Origin of the sequence: Candidatus Pelagibacter sp. RS39, assembly GCF_002101315.1 — a bacterium.
Lineage (GTDB): Bacteria > Pseudomonadota > Alphaproteobacteria > Pelagibacterales > Pelagibacteraceae > Pelagibacter.
In genome coordinates this window covers 652,128-670,497 of sequence record NZ_CP020777.1, presented here as the reverse complement: position 1 = coordinate 670,497, position 18,370 = coordinate 652,128, and the positions used below count along the sequence as shown (strand labels likewise).

General features: G+C 27.5%; 20 protein-coding genes and 4 tRNA genes. 6 read left to right on the top strand and 18 right to left on the bottom strand.

Annotation, left to right across the window (positions count from 1 at the left end):
• From B5L73_RS03575 to B5L73_RS03555, 5 genes are all read right to left on the bottom strand, one after another.
• A tRNA-Glu gene (locus B5L73_RS03575) sits at positions 1-75 on the bottom strand.
• Between the two features lie 35 nt (positions 76-110).
• A complete protein-coding gene (gene glpX / locus B5L73_RS03570) occupies positions 111-1,061 on the bottom strand; it encodes a class II fructose-bisphosphatase (protein ID WP_085147896.1) in 951 nt (316 codons plus the stop codon).
• A complete protein-coding gene (locus tag B5L73_RS03565) occupies positions 1,061-2,059 on the bottom strand; it encodes a putative transporter (protein WP_085147894.1) in 999 nt (332 codons plus the stop codon). The genes glpX and B5L73_RS03565 overlap by 1 nt, the downstream gene beginning before the upstream one ends.
• 4 nt (positions 2,060-2,063) lie before the next feature.
• Positions 2,064-2,345, bottom strand: coding sequence for an ETC complex I subunit (locus B5L73_RS03560; protein ID WP_085147892.1), 282 nt, complete (start codon positions 2,343-2,345; stop codon positions 2,064-2,066).
• A 6-nt stretch (positions 2,346-2,351) separates the two neighbouring features.
• Positions 2,352-2,428: transfer RNA gene (locus B5L73_RS03555), tRNA-Pro, on the bottom strand.
• 93 nt (positions 2,429-2,521) lie between these two features.
• Between B5L73_RS03555 and B5L73_RS03550 the strand changes: the two genes are divergently transcribed.
• The 3 genes from B5L73_RS03550 to B5L73_RS03540 are packed head-to-tail and all read left to right on the top strand — an operon-like array spanning position 2,522 to position 4,703.
• On the top strand, positions 2,522-2,968 hold the full coding sequence (locus B5L73_RS03550; protein ID WP_085147890.1) for a zinc-ribbon domain-containing protein: 447 nt from the start codon (positions 2,522-2,524) through the stop codon (positions 2,966-2,968).
• Positions 2,969-4,141, top strand: a complete 1,173-nt coding sequence (gene nhaA / locus B5L73_RS03545; protein ID WP_085147888.1) for a Na+/H+ antiporter NhaA — start codon at positions 2,969-2,971, stop codon at positions 4,139-4,141. It begins immediately after the preceding gene.
• A gap of 7 nt (positions 4,142-4,148) precedes the next feature.
• Entirely contained in the window at positions 4,149-4,703 is a 555-nt protein-coding gene (locus B5L73_RS03540) for a glutathione peroxidase (RefSeq protein WP_157101075.1), read from the top strand.
• On the opposite strand, the gene B5L73_RS03535 is transcribed toward B5L73_RS03540, so the two are convergent.
• From B5L73_RS03535 to rarD, 9 genes are read right to left on the bottom strand one after another with little or no spacing between them, the layout of a single operon-like run.
• A complete protein-coding gene (locus B5L73_RS03535) occupies positions 4,689-5,459 on the bottom strand; it encodes an MBL fold metallo-hydrolase (protein ID WP_232309638.1) in 771 nt (256 codons plus the stop codon). The genes B5L73_RS03540 and B5L73_RS03535 overlap by 15 nt on opposite strands.
• 5 nt (positions 5,460-5,464) lie before the next feature.
• Complete coding sequence (locus B5L73_RS03530; RefSeq protein WP_085147884.1) at positions 5,465-6,226, bottom strand: TatD family hydrolase; 762 nt, start codon at positions 6,224-6,226, stop codon at positions 5,465-5,467.
• Entirely contained in the window at positions 6,219-7,760 is a 1,542-nt protein-coding gene (gene metG, locus B5L73_RS03525) for a methionine--tRNA ligase (RefSeq protein WP_085147882.1), read from the bottom strand. The genes B5L73_RS03530 and metG overlap by 8 nt, the downstream gene beginning before the upstream one ends.
• Complete coding sequence (locus tag B5L73_RS03520) at positions 7,753-8,682, bottom strand: DNA polymerase III (RefSeq protein ID WP_085147880.1); 930 nt, start codon at positions 8,680-8,682, stop codon at positions 7,753-7,755. Before B5L73_RS03520 ends, metG begins: the two co-directional genes overlap by 8 nt.
• Positions 8,679-9,293: a dTMP kinase gene (tmk, locus tag B5L73_RS03515; RefSeq protein WP_085147878.1), complete on the bottom strand. Its 615-nt coding sequence runs from the start codon at positions 9,291-9,293 to the stop codon at positions 8,679-8,681. The genes B5L73_RS03520 and tmk overlap by 4 nt, the downstream gene beginning before the upstream one ends.
• Positions 9,286-10,437: a D-alanyl-D-alanine carboxypeptidase family protein gene (locus B5L73_RS03510; protein WP_085147876.1), complete on the bottom strand. Its 1,152-nt coding sequence runs from the start codon at positions 10,435-10,437 to the stop codon at positions 9,286-9,288. Before B5L73_RS03510 ends, tmk begins: the two co-directional genes overlap by 8 nt.
• Entirely contained in the window at positions 10,430-11,182 is a 753-nt protein-coding gene (locus tag B5L73_RS03505; protein WP_085147874.1) for a hypothetical protein, read from the bottom strand. Before B5L73_RS03505 ends, B5L73_RS03510 begins: the two co-directional genes overlap by 8 nt.
• Entirely contained in the window at positions 11,172-12,173 is a 1,002-nt protein-coding gene (locus tag B5L73_RS03500) for a lytic murein transglycosylase (protein WP_085147872.1), read from the bottom strand. The genes B5L73_RS03505 and B5L73_RS03500 overlap by 11 nt, the downstream gene beginning before the upstream one ends.
• Positions 12,160-13,038 carry an EamA family transporter RarD gene (gene rarD / locus B5L73_RS03495; protein WP_085147870.1) on the bottom strand — a complete coding sequence of 293 codons (879 nt, stop codon included), beginning with the start codon at positions 13,036-13,038 and terminating at the stop codon, positions 12,160-12,162. Before rarD ends, B5L73_RS03500 begins: the two co-directional genes overlap by 14 nt.
• 82 nt (positions 13,039-13,120) lie before the next feature.
• On the opposite strand from rarD, the gene B5L73_RS03490 reads away from it, so the two are divergent.
• Positions 13,121-13,210, top strand: a tRNA-Ser gene (locus tag B5L73_RS03490).
• 9 nt (positions 13,211-13,219) lie between these two features.
• Here B5L73_RS03490 and B5L73_RS03485 read toward each other — a convergent pair.
• Positions 13,220-13,477, bottom strand: a complete 258-nt coding sequence (locus tag B5L73_RS03485) for a succinate dehydrogenase assembly factor 2 (RefSeq protein ID WP_085147869.1) — start codon at positions 13,475-13,477, stop codon at positions 13,220-13,222.
• A 28-nt stretch (positions 13,478-13,505) separates the two neighbouring features.
• Here B5L73_RS03485 and recG point away from each other — a divergent pair, with 28 nt between their 5' ends.
• A complete protein-coding gene (recG, locus tag B5L73_RS03480) occupies positions 13,506-15,551 on the top strand; it encodes an ATP-dependent DNA helicase RecG (protein WP_085147867.1) in 2,046 nt (681 codons plus the stop codon).
• Here the strand turns inward: recG and B5L73_RS03475 are convergent.
• Positions 15,548-16,168, bottom strand: coding sequence for a DUF502 domain-containing protein (locus B5L73_RS03475; RefSeq protein ID WP_085147865.1), 621 nt, complete (start codon positions 16,166-16,168; stop codon positions 15,548-15,550). The two genes, recG and B5L73_RS03475, sit on opposite strands and share 4 nt — an antisense overlap.
• Before the next feature lie 106 nt (positions 16,169-16,274).
• Here B5L73_RS03475 and B5L73_RS03470 point away from each other — a divergent pair, with 106 nt between their 5' ends.
• Entirely contained in the window at positions 16,275-17,096 is an 822-nt protein-coding gene (locus B5L73_RS03470; RefSeq protein WP_085149614.1) for a M48 family metallopeptidase, read from the top strand.
• Between the two features lie 4 nt (positions 17,097-17,100).
• On the opposite strand, the gene B5L73_RS03465 is transcribed toward B5L73_RS03470, so the two are convergent.
• Together B5L73_RS03465 and tgt are read right to left on the bottom strand one after the other, a co-directional pair.
• Positions 17,101-17,176 (bottom strand) — tRNA-Lys (locus B5L73_RS03465).
• Between the two features lie 79 nt (positions 17,177-17,255).
• The gene (gene tgt, locus B5L73_RS03460) at positions 17,256-18,362 is read right to left on the bottom strand and encodes a tRNA guanosine(34) transglycosylase Tgt (protein ID WP_085147863.1); all 1,107 of its coding nucleotides are present in this window, start codon (positions 18,360-18,362) and stop codon (positions 17,256-17,258) included.
• Positions 18,363-18,370 lie beyond the last annotated feature (8 nt).

Here is an 18,370-nt window from a genome sequence, read left to right as displayed (position 1 = left end):
TGGCGGTCCCTAGGGGAATCGAACCCCTCTTTCGAGGATGAAAACCACGTGTCCTAACCGATAGACGAAGGGACCAAATTTGGATCTTTTATTGTAAAATATTATATTTATCAAGTTTTTATAGTGTCTTCTCTTGTAACAATTTTACAGGTATTTGAGCTTTTGTGTGTAACTAGAGTTTGAGTGATATATTTATTATCTTTGAGATTTATACCCTTCACCAAATCACCTGATGTGATGCCTGTCGCACAGAATATTGAGTCGCCTTTAATAATTTCATTTAAATCATATTTTTTATTTAAATCTTTAATACCCATTTTTTTAGCTCTTTCAATCTCCTTGTCATTATCAAAAATAAATCTACCCTGAAATTTACATTGATAGGCATCAATAGCTGAAGCGGCCAAAACTCCTTCAGGTCCTCCTCCTATTCCCAAAAAAATATCTACATCATATTTGTCGTCAGTAACCATTAATGCCCCGGATACATCGCCGTCTGAGATTAATCTCATTTTTACTTTCATTCTTATAAGTTCATCAATGATTTTCTTATGCCTAGGTCGATCTAACAAACAAGCAGTAATATTTGTCAAATCTTTGTTTAAAGAGTCGGCTATATTCTTTATATTTTTTTCAACAGAAAAGTCTAAATCAGTTGCTTCAAAAGGTATTTTGTTTGAGACTGCAATTTTATCCATGTAGGTTTCTGGTGCATTGAAAAGATTTCCTTTTTCCGCAACAGATATCACCGATAAAGCCCCAGGAAGATTTTTTGCAACAAAATTTGTTCCCTCAACTGGATCAACTGCTATATCTAGATTTATATTTCCTCCAGAGCCTAATTTTTCACCTATGTATAACATGGGAGCATTGTCTAATTCGCCTTCACCTATAACAACTTCTCCATTAATGGAAAGTTTATTAATTTCATTTCTCATTGAGTCAGTTGCAGCTTTATCAGCATTTTTTTTTTGATTTTTCCCAATAAAATCGTAACAAGAAATAGCTGCTTTTGAAGTTACTGTTATTATATCGTTAATTAATTCTTTATTTAAAGCCACTAAATTTTTTCTTTAGATATATTTTCTGTATTTAACTTTAATTTATTTTCAAATTCATTCAGTCTTTTCCAAACTGAAATAAGTTCAACTATTATAGGCCAACTTCTTACTAAATATTGGAGTGAAGTCTCTACTCTTCCAAAAGCTCTTATAATTTGCTGAACAAAACCAAGAGTAATAGCACCTGTTACAATTGTTGGTGCTAACGCAAGATAAGGAACAATTACCATTCCTTGTAAGTAACTCCATTTAACAGCATTAAAATAAAGATAATGAAAATACATTTTGTAATGAATTTTTCTTACACCTCCATATAAACTATCAATTTTAATTGGTTGAGCATTTTCTTTAAAGTCTTCACCAAGAACTAACTCTTTTCTATACGCAGCCTCCTCTTTTTGAATATCATATTCAATCCCAGGTAATTTGATCCCTACAGCAGCGAGTATAAAAGTGCCACCTAGGGCAGAGATGATAGCTACCCAAACTAAAGCATGATTAACCTCACCTATCCATGGTAGTACAGTAATACTTTTAGATAATCCCCACAAAATCGGAGTGAATGCGATTAATGTCATTACACTTCTTAAAAGTTCTGCACCCAAACCTTCCATTATTCTAGCAAACTTAAGTGTATCTTCTTGAACTCTTTGAGATGCACCTTCTATTGATGAAGCAAAAATCCATTTATCATGATAGAAATCAGCCATAGCTGTTCGCCACCTAAAGGTCCAATGACTGGTAAAATAATCGCTAAATATAACTACTAAGATATAAACAGCTGCAATTTTCGCAAATGTAAAAAGATAAGCAATAAATTCTTTCTCGGTTACTGCACCTGGTTCTGCTAATGCTTTTTGTAGAGTATCATAAAACTCACCAAACCATTCATTAATTCTGACATCCAATTGTACCTGATACCAAGTGGCAGCAAGAATTAGTATTGTTCCACCAATACTCCATAAATGCCATCTTTTATCTGTAAAAAATTTAAACATAAATTTATTTTAGAAAATTATCTGCATAGGATTTTTTTACTACTTTTCTTTGTTTTGCTTCTATCACTTCAAAATCAATTTTGTTTTTTTTGGCATAAGTAATCGCTAATTCTTTAGTGGTAAATTCTAACTTTAATTCAGTATAAGTATCAGATGAACTTTCCCATCCCATCAATGGATTTTTTGTAGGATCTTTAGTTTTAAATTCTAAAATCCACTTGTCAATTTTGCCTAAACCAGACTGCATAGCTGTTTTATTAGGTTTGTAAATTTTTGCTTTTTTCATAATTGGTGGTCGGAGTGGCAGGATTCGAACCTGCGACCCTCTGGTCCCAAACCAGATGCGCTACCAGGCTGCGCTACACTCCGGATGAAGTACTAATACAGTAGTTATTTATTTTTTCAATGTATAAAGATGTGTAAAACAAGGGATTTTTAATCAGAATCTGTTATATAGAGCTAATGATAATAATTTGTCCATGCGGTGAAAAAAAATTCGAAGTAGATGAAAACTTAATTCCAGATAAAGGCAGATTGTTGAAATGCGGATCATGTAATCAAACATGGTTCTTTAATAAAAATGTTAGCGAACAAACAGAGCCATTAATTGATAAGCCTGCTAAACAAAAAAAGATTTTATATAAAGATGAAAATATTGATAAATCAGTATCCAAAGCACCTATAAAACCAGGATCAGAATTAGTCAAATATAAACCAAAATATAATTTTACCTTTGGAAAATTTTTAAGTTATATAATTGTTTCTATAATAACTTTTGTTGCAATTATAATTGCATTAGATACATTTAAGAGTCCGTTAAGTAGTATTTTCCCAAATTTGGAACTTGTCTTATATAATTTATTTGAAACCTTGAGAGATTTAATACTTTTTGCTAAAGATCTAAATTAAATGATTAATTATTTATCAAAGCCCTTTATTTGGTTTTTTAAACTTGAAGCCGCAAGTGGTTTAGTATTATTATTTGCAGCAATTATAGCATTAATAATAAGTAATTCAGGTTTATCAGAATTATATTTTTCAACTTTAGATCAATATTTATTCATTGGCATAAATGATTTTGGATTAAAATTATCAGTTCTTCATTGGATAAACGATGCTTTAATGGCAATATTCTTTTTTTTTGTCACTCTAGAAATAAAAAGAGAATTTTTACAAGGTGAACTTTCTAATATAAAACAAGCGCTACTTCCAATAATTGCAGCAGTGGGTGGAATGTTAGTTCCTGCATTATTTTATGTATTTATCAACTTTGGAGATAGCGAAACAATGAATGGATGGGCAATACCCTCAGCTACAGATATAGCCTTCTCACTAGGTGTATTATCTTTATTGGGAAAAAGAGTACCTTTATCCTTAAAAGTTTTTCTTACAGCACTGGCTATTATAGATGATTTGGGTGCTATCGTAATTATAGCACTTTTTTATTCAGGAGATCTAAGTATTAAGTATTTAAGTCTAATGTTGTTGGCCTTTTTAATATTATTGGTTATTAATAAATTTAATATTAAAAAATTTTTACCCTATTTAATTGTTGGTATTTTACTTTGGGACTTTACTCATAATTCTGGAATACATGCAACAATTGCAGGTGTACTACTTGCAATGACCATTCCTCATCGTAAAAAAGAAAAAGATTTTTCTTTATTAATCAAAATTGAACATGCAATAAGCCCTTATGTTGCTTTTGGTATCATGCCTATATTTGCTTTTGCAAATGCGGGCGTTTCCTTAGAGGGTTTATCTCTTGGATCCTTACTAGATAAAGTTCCATTAGGAATCGTTTTAGGATTATTTTTAGGTAAGCAATTAGGTGTATTTGTCTTTTCATATGTTGCTATAAAAACAAAAATAGCGCAAATGCCTAGTAACACGAGCTGGTATAATTTTTATGGCGTAGGTGTGTTAACTGGTATTGGTTTCACAATGAGTCTTTTTGTAGGAAATTTAGCTTTTGTTGAAAACATGCAATATATGGATGGCGTCAAAATAGGTGTATTAACCGGGTCATTATTATCCACTTTATTTGGCTACTTTTTGATATTACTTACGCCCAATAAGTAATTTATAAATGAAAAAATTAGTATTTATAGTTTTGATATTTATTATGTTTTTTTTTAAAAATTTAGCATCGGCTAATTACGATAAGGTTTTTTACGATTTACAAATTAATAGTATTTCAGGAGAAATCATAGATTTTAGCAAATACAAGGATAAAGCAGTTTTAGTAGTTAATACAGCTAGTTATTGTGGTTTTACAAAACAGTACGAGGGTTTACAAAAATTATGGGAAAAATATGAGTCAAAAGGATTGATTGTTCTTGGAATTCCTTCAGACTCATTTAATCAAGAAAAAAAGTCAAATAAAGAAGCCAAAGAATTTTGTGAGGTAAACTTCGATATTACTTTCCCACTTACAACTATTACGGATGTAAAAGGTGAAAACGCACATGAAATTTTTAAATGGGCTAAGGATAATTATGGTAAGTCTGCAATACCAAAATGGAATTTTTATAAGATTTTGATTAATAAAGAGGGAAAAATCGAAGATACATTTTCTTCTTTAACTAAACCCACGTCACAAAAGATAATACAAAAAATAGAGAAAACTTTAAAAATTTATTGAGAGACCGTCATAAGCAGGAATCACATTTTTAGGTAATCTTTTTTTGAGAACATTATAGTCTAAATCTGTATGAAGATTTGTTAAAATAGACTTTTTTGGTTTAAATTTCTCTATCAAATCTAATGTTGAGTCTAAGTTAAAATGTGATGGATGGAAATCATATCTTAGGCAATCAATGATGAGGTATCTTAAATTTTTGAAGTATTTATAATCTTTATTATAAATTTTGTTAACATCACTTATGTAGGCTAATTTTTTATTAATTATAAAACAATTTGATTTTACTTTGCCATGTTTAACCTTAATAGATCTGATATTTATCTTATTTTTTTCATTTGAAACAACGTGGGTATTTTTTAACTTATTTAACCTTAAGGTTGCTGGATATTCTTTAGAATAATTATTGAAACAATACGAAAAACTTTTTTTTAAATAATTAGATGTATCTAAATCTGCATAAACATTGATTTGTCTTTTATTTTTGATGTAAAAAATTCTAAGATCATTAATTCCATGTGTTTGATCACTATGAATATGTGAATAAAAGACTTTATCAATTTTTGTAATTTTATGACGTAATAATTGTTGTCTTAGATCTGGTGAAGTATCTATTAAAACATTTACCTCTGGAGTTTTTAATAAAGCTGAACATCTAGTTCTATAATTTTTTTTATTTTTTGGATCGCAATTACCAAAAAAACCATCTGCTCTTGGAACACCCATTGAACTTCCACATCCAAGAATTATAAATTTCATAAATATTATTGAAAAAATAATCTATTAAAGTTATCTGTAGTTTTATTTATGAGATCAAGTTTAGAAATTTCTTTTATTTCTGAGAGTTTTTGAGCTGTAAAATCAATAAAGGAGGGCTCATTTTTTTTTCCTCTATTTGGCACTGGTGCCAAAAAAGGACTATCAGTCTCTATTAAGATTTTATCTATTGGTAACGATTTAAAAGTTTCTTGAAGATCAACTGAGTTTTTAAAAGTAATAATTCCACTGGCAGAAAAATAAGAATTCAATGTAAGAAGTTTTTCTGAAAATTTTTTTGATCCAGTGAAGCAGTGCATCAAAATTCTTAGGTTATGACCTTTGTATTCATTGAGTATATTAAATGTATCATCTTCTGCATCTCTTGAATGTATGATGATAGGAACGTCACACTCTATTGCTGCTTCAATATGTGTTTTAAAACTAATTATTTGTTTCTCTTTATCACTGTTATTATAGTAATAATCTAGCCCTGTTTCCCCTATTCCAATTATTTTAGGATTTTCTTTGAGACTTTTTACTATTTCATCTTTAGTTATTGTATTAGTGTTACTTTCATGTGGATGTATGCCTACAGTTCCAAATATGATATCATCTTTGTTAACTATATCTTTAATTCTAGAAAAACTTTCAAAAGATGTGGATATAGTTAATAGCTTTTTAATACCAACATCCTTAGATCTTTTAAGTACATTTGAAAGATCACTAAGTAACGGTTCATGATCAAGATGGCAATGTGAGTCAATCATCTTTTTTTTCTATTTTTTTAATTAATATATCTATCTTATTTATCATATTACCTTTAATAATAAATTCATTATTAGAAATAGTTTTTAGCTTGATATCTTTTTCTGATAAATTAAAAATTTTTAATGCTTTCAATGATGTTTCGGGAATAATTGGATAAAGTAAAAAGCTAATTTTCCTGACAATTTCTAATGCTGTATAAACTATTGTATTTAACCTGATTAAATTATCCTTCTTTTTCCATGGCTCTTGATCATTAAAGTATTTGTTTGCCTCAAATAATGAATTAACAATAAAATCTATATAAAAATTTATATTTTGTTCATCTATTTTAGACCTTATAGTATCCAAATTTTCTTGAAATTTGTTTAATATCTTTAAATCATCTGACTGAAAATGAATTTTGGCAGGAATTTTTCCATCACAATTCTTAATCGCAAAAGCAATAACTCTTTGACATAAATTACCATAATTATTTGCTAAATCACTATTTATACAATCTTCAAGTCTATCTTGAGAAATGTTACCATCGTTTCCAAATGAAACTTCCTTAACCAAATAATATCTCAAAGGGTCTAAACCATATTCCTTAATTATTTTTAATGGATCTAAAATGTTTCCCTTAGATTTCGACATTTTTTCTTCACCAGATAATATCCAACCATGTCCATAAACTTTTTTTGGTAATTCAATTTTAGCAGCTAAAAGAAAAGCAGGCCAATAAACTGCGTGAAATCTTAAAATATCTTTACCAATTAAATGGATAGTTGCTGGCCAAAATTTTTTAAAAAGTTCATTATTTGTATCTGGATAATTTAATGCACTTAAATAATTTGTTAATGCATCAAGCCACACATAAATAATATGTTTATCGTTATTTGGAACTGGAATTCCCCATGTAAAGGTTTTCCGACTCACAGAAAGATCTTTAAGACCACTTTTTACAAAACTGATTACCTCATTTTTTCTAGATTCAGGCAAAATAAAATCTGGATTATTTTTATAAAATTCTAGTAAAGGTTTTTGCCATTTAGAAAGTCGAAAAAAATATGACTCTTCTTCTATCCATTCAACAGTAGATTTTGATGATTTAGCGATTTTTTTTCCTTCAATTTCTTCTATTTCATCATCATTGTAAAAAGCCTCATCTGAAACCGAATACCATCCAGAATAATTTGATAAATAAATGTCGTCATTTTTTTCAAGAAGTGACCAGAGATGTTGAACTGTTTTTTTATGTCTATCCTCAGTAGTTCTTATAAAATCGGTATTAGACAAATTTAAAGTTTTTGAAAGATCTTTAAATGTTTGACTTATTTGATCACAAAATTCCTTAGGCTTCTGCCCAGCTTTTTCAGCTGATCTTTGTATCTTTAAACCATGTTCATCTGTACCAGTTAAAAAATGAACATTGTAATCATCAATCAGTTTGAATCTTGCAAAAAAGTCAGCAATAATACTGGAATAAGCATGCCCCATATGAGGTTTTCCAGATGGGTAATATATTGGGGTAGTTATATAAAAATTTTTATCCATTTAAAATTTTATATTCAAATTCCATAAATAAAGATTCTTCATCTAAATTAAATTTTTTAGTATCGTTTATTCTTTTTAAAAAATAATCATAATATTCAAATGTATTTGATTTTGCTAATTTTACTTTTTCTCGAAAATAAAACTCAAAATATTCAAATATCATATCTTTAATCAATGAATTTTTTTTATATAAATTGTCCTTGATAACAAGTTTAAGAAAACTTTTTACATCATGATCATTGAGATCGTGTTTTTGTGTTTTAAAGAATTGAATCAAATAATATAATTGTCCTGGTGTTGCATAGTAGTTTATCAAATCTTTATTGATATATTTTAAGATATCATCGTCTAAAATTTTATTAATAACTGAGATGGAAGTTTTATGATCTAAAAATACCTTAAAGTTGATACATCTTGATTTTAAAGTAGGTAAAATAAATCTGTCGTTATTTATCAATATAAAATAAGTATTTGTTGGTGGTTCCTCTAGAATTTTCAAAAGTGCATTAATTGAGGAAATATTTAATGTCTCAATATTATCAATCATTACAAATCTTTCTTTTTCATTAAAGGATGATTTATTCAAATTCATAATTAATTCTCTGATTTGATTAATATCTATATTTTTTTTATCACTTAAGGTTTCAACTAAAGACAAGTTAGGATTTGAACCATTTATTGTAAGTTTATAAAATCTATTTTCAGGGTTAATCCTAGACTCTTCAACAATGTATGGATGTTCCTCATTTATTGACAATATATAGTTTACTAGATGAAATGCTAAAGTTGATTTACCTAAACCTTTGTCGCCACTAAGTAAAATTTTTGTAGGTAATTTTTTTTTCTTATAAAGCTTTATAAAATCTAATAAGTAATTATCAAGTGAAAATAAACTTGTTTGATTTATTGGAGTTAAAATCATCTTATTAATTTTTCAATCTTTTTCAAAACTAATTTTTCATTTAATTTAATATCTAAATTTGAGTTAATTATCTGATATTTTTTTTTGTTTTTATTCGATAGTTTTATAAAACCTTTTTGTACTTTATTGTAAAAATTTTTTTTAAAATTATCATACCTATTTGTAGACTTTCTTAAATTAAGTCTCTTTATCATATTCTTATGATTTACTAGGTTTAAAAAAGTAAAAGACACTTTAAAATTTGACAAAATGTGGTTATTTATATTCTTTATCAAATTTAAATTTACACCCATACCATAATGTTGATATGAAATAGTTGAGTCAATAAACCTATCAATTAATATAATTCTTTTTTTATAATATTTTCTTAGTAGATCAATGTTTTCACTTCTAGAGGCTAAATAAAGCAATAAATCTGTATTTTTATTAAAATTAGATTTTTTATTAAGTATCAATTTTCTTATTTTCTCTGAATTTAAACTCCCCCCCGGTTCTCTTATTTTGATAAAAGAAAGTTTTCTTTTTTTCAAATATTTTGAAATCTTATTTAAATGATGAGTCTTCCCACTTCCTTCGATACCCTCGAAAACAATGACGGGCTTTTTAGACATCACCCCAGATTAAATAATTCAATGATTTAATTAATCTAGTAAAAATATTTACTTTTTGAACATCGTTTGATGCTAACAGATCATATTCACCTATTAACTCTTGGTCATATACTACTCTATAAGTTCCAATTTTTTGATTTTTTTTGATTGGCGCTTCTACAGGACCATCATATTTTAAGGATATCTTTAATAATCTTTTTTTTGCTTTTTTAATTGTTTTATAAATATCTGTATCAACATGAACATCAACCTGATTTTGTTTACCAAGCCAAACATCTATTTTATCAATGGGTTCATTAGCTTTATTTATCTCAACAAGATCAAAATTTGTTAATCCATAAGTTAATAATCTTGAACTTTCTCTTGATCTTGAACCTTTGGTTTCAAACCCACTACCAACAGCTATTAACCTTCTCCCCTTTCTATTGATTGATGATGCTAAAGAATATTTTTCAACAGCTAAATAACCTGTTTTAATACCATCAGCTCCAATATTTTTATAAAGAAGAGGATTTCTGTTACCTTGTGTGATTGGATCACCACCAGTTCTATTCCATGTAAATTCTTTTTCAGCAAACCATTCATAATATTTTGGGTGTTCTTTAATTAAATAAGTAGACATAATCAAAATATCTCTAACTGTTGAATAATTGTCTGGATCATTAATACCAGATGAGTTAGCGAAGTTTGTATTTTCCATACCTAATTCTTTTGCTTTTGCTGTCATTAAGATTGCAAATTCTTCCTCAGTTCCTGCTATACCTTCTGCAAGGGCAATACATGCGTCATTACCAGACGCAATAATTATACCTAATAGTAAATCCTCTACAGAAACTTCATCACCAACCATTATAAACATTGATGAATACCCGGCAGTTGATAATCGCCATGCTTTCTCAGATATTATAAATTTATCATCTAATGATAGGTCACCCGATTTTATTAAATCAAAAGCAATAATTGCTGTCATTATTTTAGTCATTGATGCTGGGTAAATTGATCTATCAGGGTCTTTCTCATATAAAATTTCTCCAGATAAGAAATCTTGTAAAATTGCTGTTCTAGCTTTGATATCAATATTTGCACTTACAGAAAAAATTAACGATAAATATAATGATATAATGGTAAAAATTTTTTTAAACATCTTTTATTATTTCTAGATTTTCAAAATACAAAGAATTCATTTTTTCAAATGAGTCTTTAAGTGATTGTATATCATTAAAAGGTCCCAATAATAACCTATAATTTGTTTTAGTAAGTTCAATGATTTGAATATTTTTCAATTTAACTTCATTTTTAATTCTATTACTCATATTTTTAGCAGATTTTTTATAATAAAAATCAGCTACCTTTATATAATAAGAAAATTTATTATTTTTCTTTAATTTTTTTTTTGTTTTACTGGATGAATTAAGGTCACTTATTTTAATACCATCTATAGGCGCCTTCTCTGCTACATTTTTTTCTTCTTCAAAAGTTTTAGTTTTTTTGGCAATGTAAGTTGAATTTTTTGAAATCAAAATGATATCTATATAAGGCTCATCTAAATCAAGTTCTAATTCCTCGGCAATTCTTTGTGTAATAATTGAGTTGTAAAATGGTGAAAATTTTACCCTATTCGATTTTACTTCTGCAATTAGGGATTTGCCATTTAAAGGATTGGTAATTTTTACAGATGATTTTTTTTTTAAATTCTTATGAAAAATTGTTAAAGATCTTTGATCAATTTTTTTGATTTTTAATTGATCATTATAAATTAAGGAAAAACCACTATTTTTATATTTTTTTTCAAAGGTAGTATCTAACTTTTTACCTTGATTAATCGTAGTCTGATCACAACTTAATAATAAAAAAAAAGTACTTAAAATAATATAAATATTAAATTTCATTTTTAAATTTATCTTTTAAAGTGCAAACAGCAAGTGCAAATCTTAAAGATCTATTCCATTTCAAAATTATCTCGTAATTTTCAAAAACTATATAAGCAGGACTTAAAGTTTGAGCATTAGGTATAATGTCTTTGTCTGGAGTTATTATTGCTATTTTTTGGTTTTCATTATCTATATTTAATTCAGAATAATTCTTAATATATTTTTTAAATGATTTAATTTTCTTTTTACTATGAATCTTTTTGGCTGATACATTTAAAAATTTAATAGGAATATTCTCATCTAATTCAATTTTTTTAAAACAAAAGGAATTTTTTTTCCATCCTATTTTATTTAAATAGTTAGCAGCAGATGCATACGCGTCCTCAGAATTTTTCAAATCGATATAATTATCTTTATTATAGTCGAAAGCATAATTCTTTATTGTTGATGGCATAAACTGAAAAAAACCAAACGCACCAGCCCATGAACCATATAGTGTCTTATAATCTATTTGATCGTCATCAATTAATCTTAATAGGGTTAAAAGCTCATTTGAGAAAAATTCTGATCTTCTTTTATCGTAACTTAATGTCGCTAATGATGATATTATATCCATTTTTCCAACGTAAGTTCCAAAGTTAGTCTCAATACCCATTAAAGATAAAAGTAATTCCTTTTCCACTTCAAATTTTTTTTCTACCAAATTTATAAGATTTGAATTATTTTCATAAAAGTCGATGCCCTTTTTTAATTTTTTTGTTGAAGTACGTTTGCCAATATATGTTTTTGTATCTTCATAAAACTCAGGTTGAAATCGATCGTATTCAATTACCTTAGGAAGAAATTTTGCATTTAGCATTGCTTCATCAAAAGTCTTTTCTGAAATATTATTTGCTAATGCCACTTTTTTAAAATTTTTTTTCCATTCATTAAAATTAATATTTTCACTAGAAAAAGAATTGAATATAAAAATTAAGAATAAAAAAAATATTTGACTAATTAGTTTCATATAGATCTTTTAGATATATAATTACAGCAATCCAGATAATAATAAAACTCACTAATTTAATAAGTGAAAAATCCTCATTGTAATAAAAATAGCCTAAAATAAACTGTAACGTAGGTGTAATATAAAAAATCATTCCAGTAGCCCCAAGCCCAATTAGTTCAACACCTCTAACATATAAGAATAAAGGAATCACAGTCATAGGTCCTGCTAATAATAGAAACATGCTAAGACCAGGGTTAGCTAAACTAAAGTCATTTAATCCTTTGTCAAAGATAAAGTAAAAGGCAATAAGAGCAAAAGGGAAAATATATAAACTCTCTATTAAAAGTCCTATATCAGTCTCAATATTGATTTTTTTTCTCACAAGATTATAAAATGCCCAACTTAAAGCAACGATTATACCAACCCATGGAAGTGTTTTTATATTTAAAAAAATCATAATCAAAATGGATATGATTACTAACAGAATAGAAAAAATTCTTTTTTTATTTAATTTTTCTTTAAAAAATATATATCCCAACAAAACACTTATAATTGGCATAATAAAATATCCAAAACTGGCATCTATAATTCTTTCTGTAGCTACGGCATAAATCCAAATAGCCCAATTAATAAATATCAAAGAACCTGATATAAAAAGATAAAAAAGATTTCTTTTATTTGAAATACTTTTCAAAAAAAGTTTCCATTTTTTCAGAAAAATTGTTGTCAGAATCAACATAACAGCTGTCCATAAACATCTGTGCACAACCAATTCAACATGTCCTATAAAAGCAACATATTCAAAATATATAACTCCAATAAAACCCCACCAAAAGGATCCTAAAGAAGTAAGTATTAATCCTTTATTAAATTGCTGGTTCATAAAATGATGAAATAGATAATAAATGTTTAATAGACTATTTTATGGTTGAATTAAATAATTATAATTATAAAAGATTTCTCACGGAGAGATGGCTGAGCGGTTGAAAGCACCGGTCTTGAAAACCGGCAAAGGGGCAACTCTTTCCTGGGTTCGAATCCCAGTCTCTCCGCCATTAAAGCTTTTAATACTTAAAATTTTTAAATAATTTATTAATCTTATTGTCTTCAAATTGTATATCTGTGTCCAAATCATTATAGAAATTATAAAGATTATTATCATCAATTTCTAAAAGTTTTATCAATTGATTTAGGTCTTCCATATTTAATTGATTTAAATATTTTCTTGTAAATGCACCTAAAAGTTTATCCATTTCTTTTGTGCCACGATAATTCGATCTGTAAATAATCTTTTTTTTAATTTGTTCTATATCATCAGTCATAATAAGAATATAATATCAGTTTGTAGATATGAAAAGAAATTATGAATACTTATTGTCTGATCTCAATTTACTAAAAGGTGTAGGAACTAAAACTTCGAATTTATTAAAGAGAAAAAAGATAAATACTATTTTTGATTTATTATGGAAATTGCCAAAATCCTACACTGATAGAAGTTTATCATCTAAAATAAAAGATTTAAAGATAGATGAAATACAGACCATAACCATAATACCTCTTAAATATTCATTCCCAAGAGTTAGGAACTTACCAAATAGAGTTTTGTGTAAAGATGACACTGGTGAAATAGATTGTGTTTTTTTTAACAGTTACGAAGGCTACATCAAAAAAATATTACCAATTGGCAAAGAAGTAACTATAAGTGGTAAAATCAAATATTTTAGAAATAAGTATCAATTAACAAATCCAAAATATATTTCAGAGGACTCTTCGATAATTAAACAAAAACATAATAGCTATTCATTAACTGAGGGAATTAGTGAAAAAGTTTATAATAAGATAATTTTACAAATAATAAATAATTTACCTCAAATTGAAGAATGGCATTCAAAAGATATATTGAAAAAATTCAACAATATAAGTTGGAATGACTCTATCAAAAAATTACATGAACCAGAAAATATCGGTAAATTTAAAGAAAATTTTTATCAAAGACTTGCTTATGATGAAATTTTCTCCACATTTTTAGTAAACTCTGAAATACGAAAAAAAATTAAAAGAATAAAAAAAACAAAAAAAATTTTTGATATAAAAAAACAAAATGAAATTATATCTAAACTTAATTTTTCATTAACAAATGACCAAAATAAAACATTAAGCGAAATAAATAAAGATTTATGCTCTGAAAATAAGATGTTTAGGCTACTTCAGGGTGATGTAGGCAGTGGAAAAACAATTGTATCTTTGCTATCTGCATTTAATACAGTTAACTCTGGTTTTCAGGTAGCAGTAATGGCACCAACTGAAATATTAGCTAGACAACATTTTCTTTTAGCTAAAAAGCTATTTTCTCAAAATATTAAGATTGATTTACTATCTGGTAAATCTTCTTACAAAGATAAAAAAATAATCCTCAACAAAATATCTAATAAACAAATTGATATAATTTTTGGAACACATGCACTTTTCCAAAAAAAAGTTGAATTTAAAAAACTTGGATTAATAATAATAGATGAACAACATAAATTTGGAGTAAATCAAAGAAAAAAATTATCTGATAAAGCTGGGAAAGATTGTGATGTTCTTTTGATGACTGCTACACCAATCCCACGTACTTTAACAATGACAATTTATGGTGATATGGATCTTTCAATTATTCGTGAAAAACCGAATATTCGTAAACCTGTAAAGACTTATAGCAAACTCGAAGATAAAATTGATGATGTAATAAAATTTGTAAAAAAAGAAATCAAACTAGGAAATCAAATATTTTGGGTTTGTCCTTTAATTGAAGAGTCTAAAAAGATTGATCATTCTTCTGCAATTAAAAAATCTGAATATTTAAATAAATTATTTCCTAAACAAGTTTTTTTACTTCACGGTAAAACTACAACTGATGAAAAGGAAGTGATCTTAAACAAATTCTTAAAAAATGAATTTAAGATTTTGGTTTCGACTACTATAATTGAAGTTGGTATTGATTTCCCTAACGCAAATGTAATAATTATTGAAAATGCAAATAAATTTGGTTTATCTCAACTACATCAACTTAGAGGTAGAGTTGGAAGAGGTAGTAAAGAGTCATCATGTATTTTAATGTTTAAGTCAAATTTAAGTGATAATGCAAAAAAAAGAATTAATATACTTAAAGACTCTAATGATGGCTTCAAAATATCTGAAGAAGATATGAAATTGAGAGGTTTTGGTGACATTTTAGGTTTCAAACAAAGTGGAATAAAGAACTTTAGGTTAGCAGATCCAATTCATAATCATAATCTTTTTATTTTGGCTGAAAAAGAAATGAAAAGGATTGAAAATTACAATGAAGATATTAGTAAATTTAAACCATTAATTAAATTATATGATAGAGCTGATATAATTAATGATATTGCTTAACTCTTTCCCGTAGATGTTCCGGCAGAAACAATAAATTTAGAAGCTTCTTCAAAAGTCATATTAAGATATATAACCTCATCGATCGGGAACATTAATAAGAAACCACTCGTAGGGTTTGGTGTTGTTGGGACAAAAACATTAATCAATTTCTTATTTGTTTTTTCTGCCATTTCACCCTTATTTTCTTTTGTTGCGAAACCAACTGCCCAAACACCTTTTCTCGGATACTCAACTAAAACAACACTCTTTTTATCATTCTGGTCTTTGTTAGAAAATGTTTCTGTCATTTGGACTATTGCAGAATAAATAGTTCTTAGAACTGGAATTCTTTTAAATAAGTCATCGATAAGTTTAAGAATTCGTTTGCCCAAAAATGATAGAGACAAGCCCCCAACAATAGTAATAAAAATCAATGAAATTATAATTTCTAATCCAGGAATTTCAAAAGGTAGATAACTATTTGGATTTATATTTTCTGGAATTATTTTAGATGAAATTCCAATTAATATTTTACTCAAATATAAAGTAAAACCAATGGGTATTAAAACTACTACACCCGTAATAAAATAATTTCTAAGAATTAAACTAATTGATTTTTTTTTTTTCTGTTTTGCCATTATTTAAAACTCGAAAATATCACAAAAGCTATTGCTATTATGAATAATATTAATAATATTTTATTATTTAGATTCATTATAATATATAATACCAATGTCTTACAAAATGAATAGAAGAAAATTTTTAACCTATGTGGGTTGCGGTTGTTGTGGTATTGTAATTAACTCTTGTACTACCGCTCCAATTACAGATAGAAAACAATTAAAGCTGATTCCAGAAGCAAAATTAAATGCTCAGGCTGCCCAAATTTATGAAAAAGTAAAAGAAAAAGAAAAATTAATTAAAGATACAAAATCCATTAATGATATAAAAGAAATTGGAAGAAAAATGGAAGATGCAATATCAATTTATTTTGATAAATCAAATCTACCAGATCCAACGGCAAATTTTAAGTGGGAATATATTTTAATTGATAATGACAAGATCAAAAATGCTTGGTGTATGCCAGGAGGTAAAATTGCTGTTTATAGTGGTATGCTTAAAATTACAAAAAATACTAATGGATTAGCGGCTGTTATGGGTCATGAAATTGCTCATGCTGTTGCAAAACATTCTGTTGAAAGAGCAAGTCGTGGAGTTCTGGTACAAACAGGCACTACACTTATTGATATTTTTAGTGGTGGAGCACTCAGTCAAATTAATAGATCAACTGGTATGGACACTGTTGGTCTTATTTCTTCGATCGGTATAATGAATCCTTTCAATAGAAAACAGGAGAGTGAAGCTGATTATTTAGGTATGATTTTTTCCTCTTTATCTGGTTATGATATTAGAGAAACCGAAAAAATATGGGAGAGGATGAAAGAAGAGAACAAAGGTAAGGAACCTCCTCAATTTATGAGCACTCATCCTTCATCTGATAGTAGAATAAGAAATATACAAACTTGGTTGAATGAAATAATTATTAAATACCCACCAATTGCCTAAAATATGGTGAGCCGTGATGGACTCGAACCATCGACCCATTCCTTAAAAGGGAATTGCTCTACCAACTGAGCTAACGGCCCATATTCACTTCAAGATGAAATGTATATATAGAATAATCTAAATATTTCAAACAGGAATTTAAAAAAAAAACTTCACTATTTACAACTTATCAATGTATTTATCATGAAAAGCATCAAATGTGTCATTTTGGATATTTTCTCTAATGGCTTTCATTAATTCTTGATAGAAATTTATATTGTGTAACGTTAATAACATTGATCCGAGAATCTCATTAGTATTAAATAAATGGTTAAGATAATTTTTTGAATATTTATTCAAATTTAGATTTTTACATTCAGGATCCAGTGGAGTATTATCATTTTGGTATTTATTATTTTTAATATTTACTCTTCCCTGCCAAGTAAAAGCAAGGCCAGTTCTACCTGATCTTGTTGGAAGAACGCAATCGAACATATCAATACCCCTTTTAACAGCACCTAAGATATCATTTGGAGTACCAACGCCCATCAAATAGTGAGGTTTATTATCTGGCAAATGTTCTTTAATATCTTCCAAAACTGTAAACATTTCACCTTGGGTTTCACCAACTGCTAAACCACCTAATGCATAACCATCAAATCCAATTTTTAATAGTCCATTTAAAGATTTTAGTCTCAAATCTTTAAATAACCCACCTTGCACTATACCAAATAAAGCTTTGTGAGGATTGTTTCCAAAAGCCTTTTTGGATCTTTCAGCCCAATACAAAGACAAATTCATAGATTTATCTATAATTTGATAATCATTAGTTTTTTTTGGACATTCATCCATTACCATTACAATATCTGAATTTAATCCTAATTGAATTCTTATACTTTCTTCAGGACTAAGATAAAACTTTTTACCGTCAATGTGTGAGTTAAAAATTGCACCTTTTTCTTTATCTATTTTATTTAATTTTGATAATGACATCACTTGAAAACCACCTGAGTCTGTAAGTATTGGAAGATCACAATTCATAAATTCGTGAAGACCACCAGCATGTTCTATTCTCTCTACACCTGGGCGTATCATTAGATGATAAGTATTAGATAAAATAATTTGTGATCCTGTTTTTTTTATATCATCAATTGTACAAGCTTTTACTGTAGCTTGGGTCCCCACAGGCATAAAAGCTGGTGTTTCAATGTTGCCTCTATGAGTTTGAATTAAACCAAGTCTTGCAAATTTACTTTTTTTTAAAACTTTAAATTCAAATTTTTTCAATTGAAGTC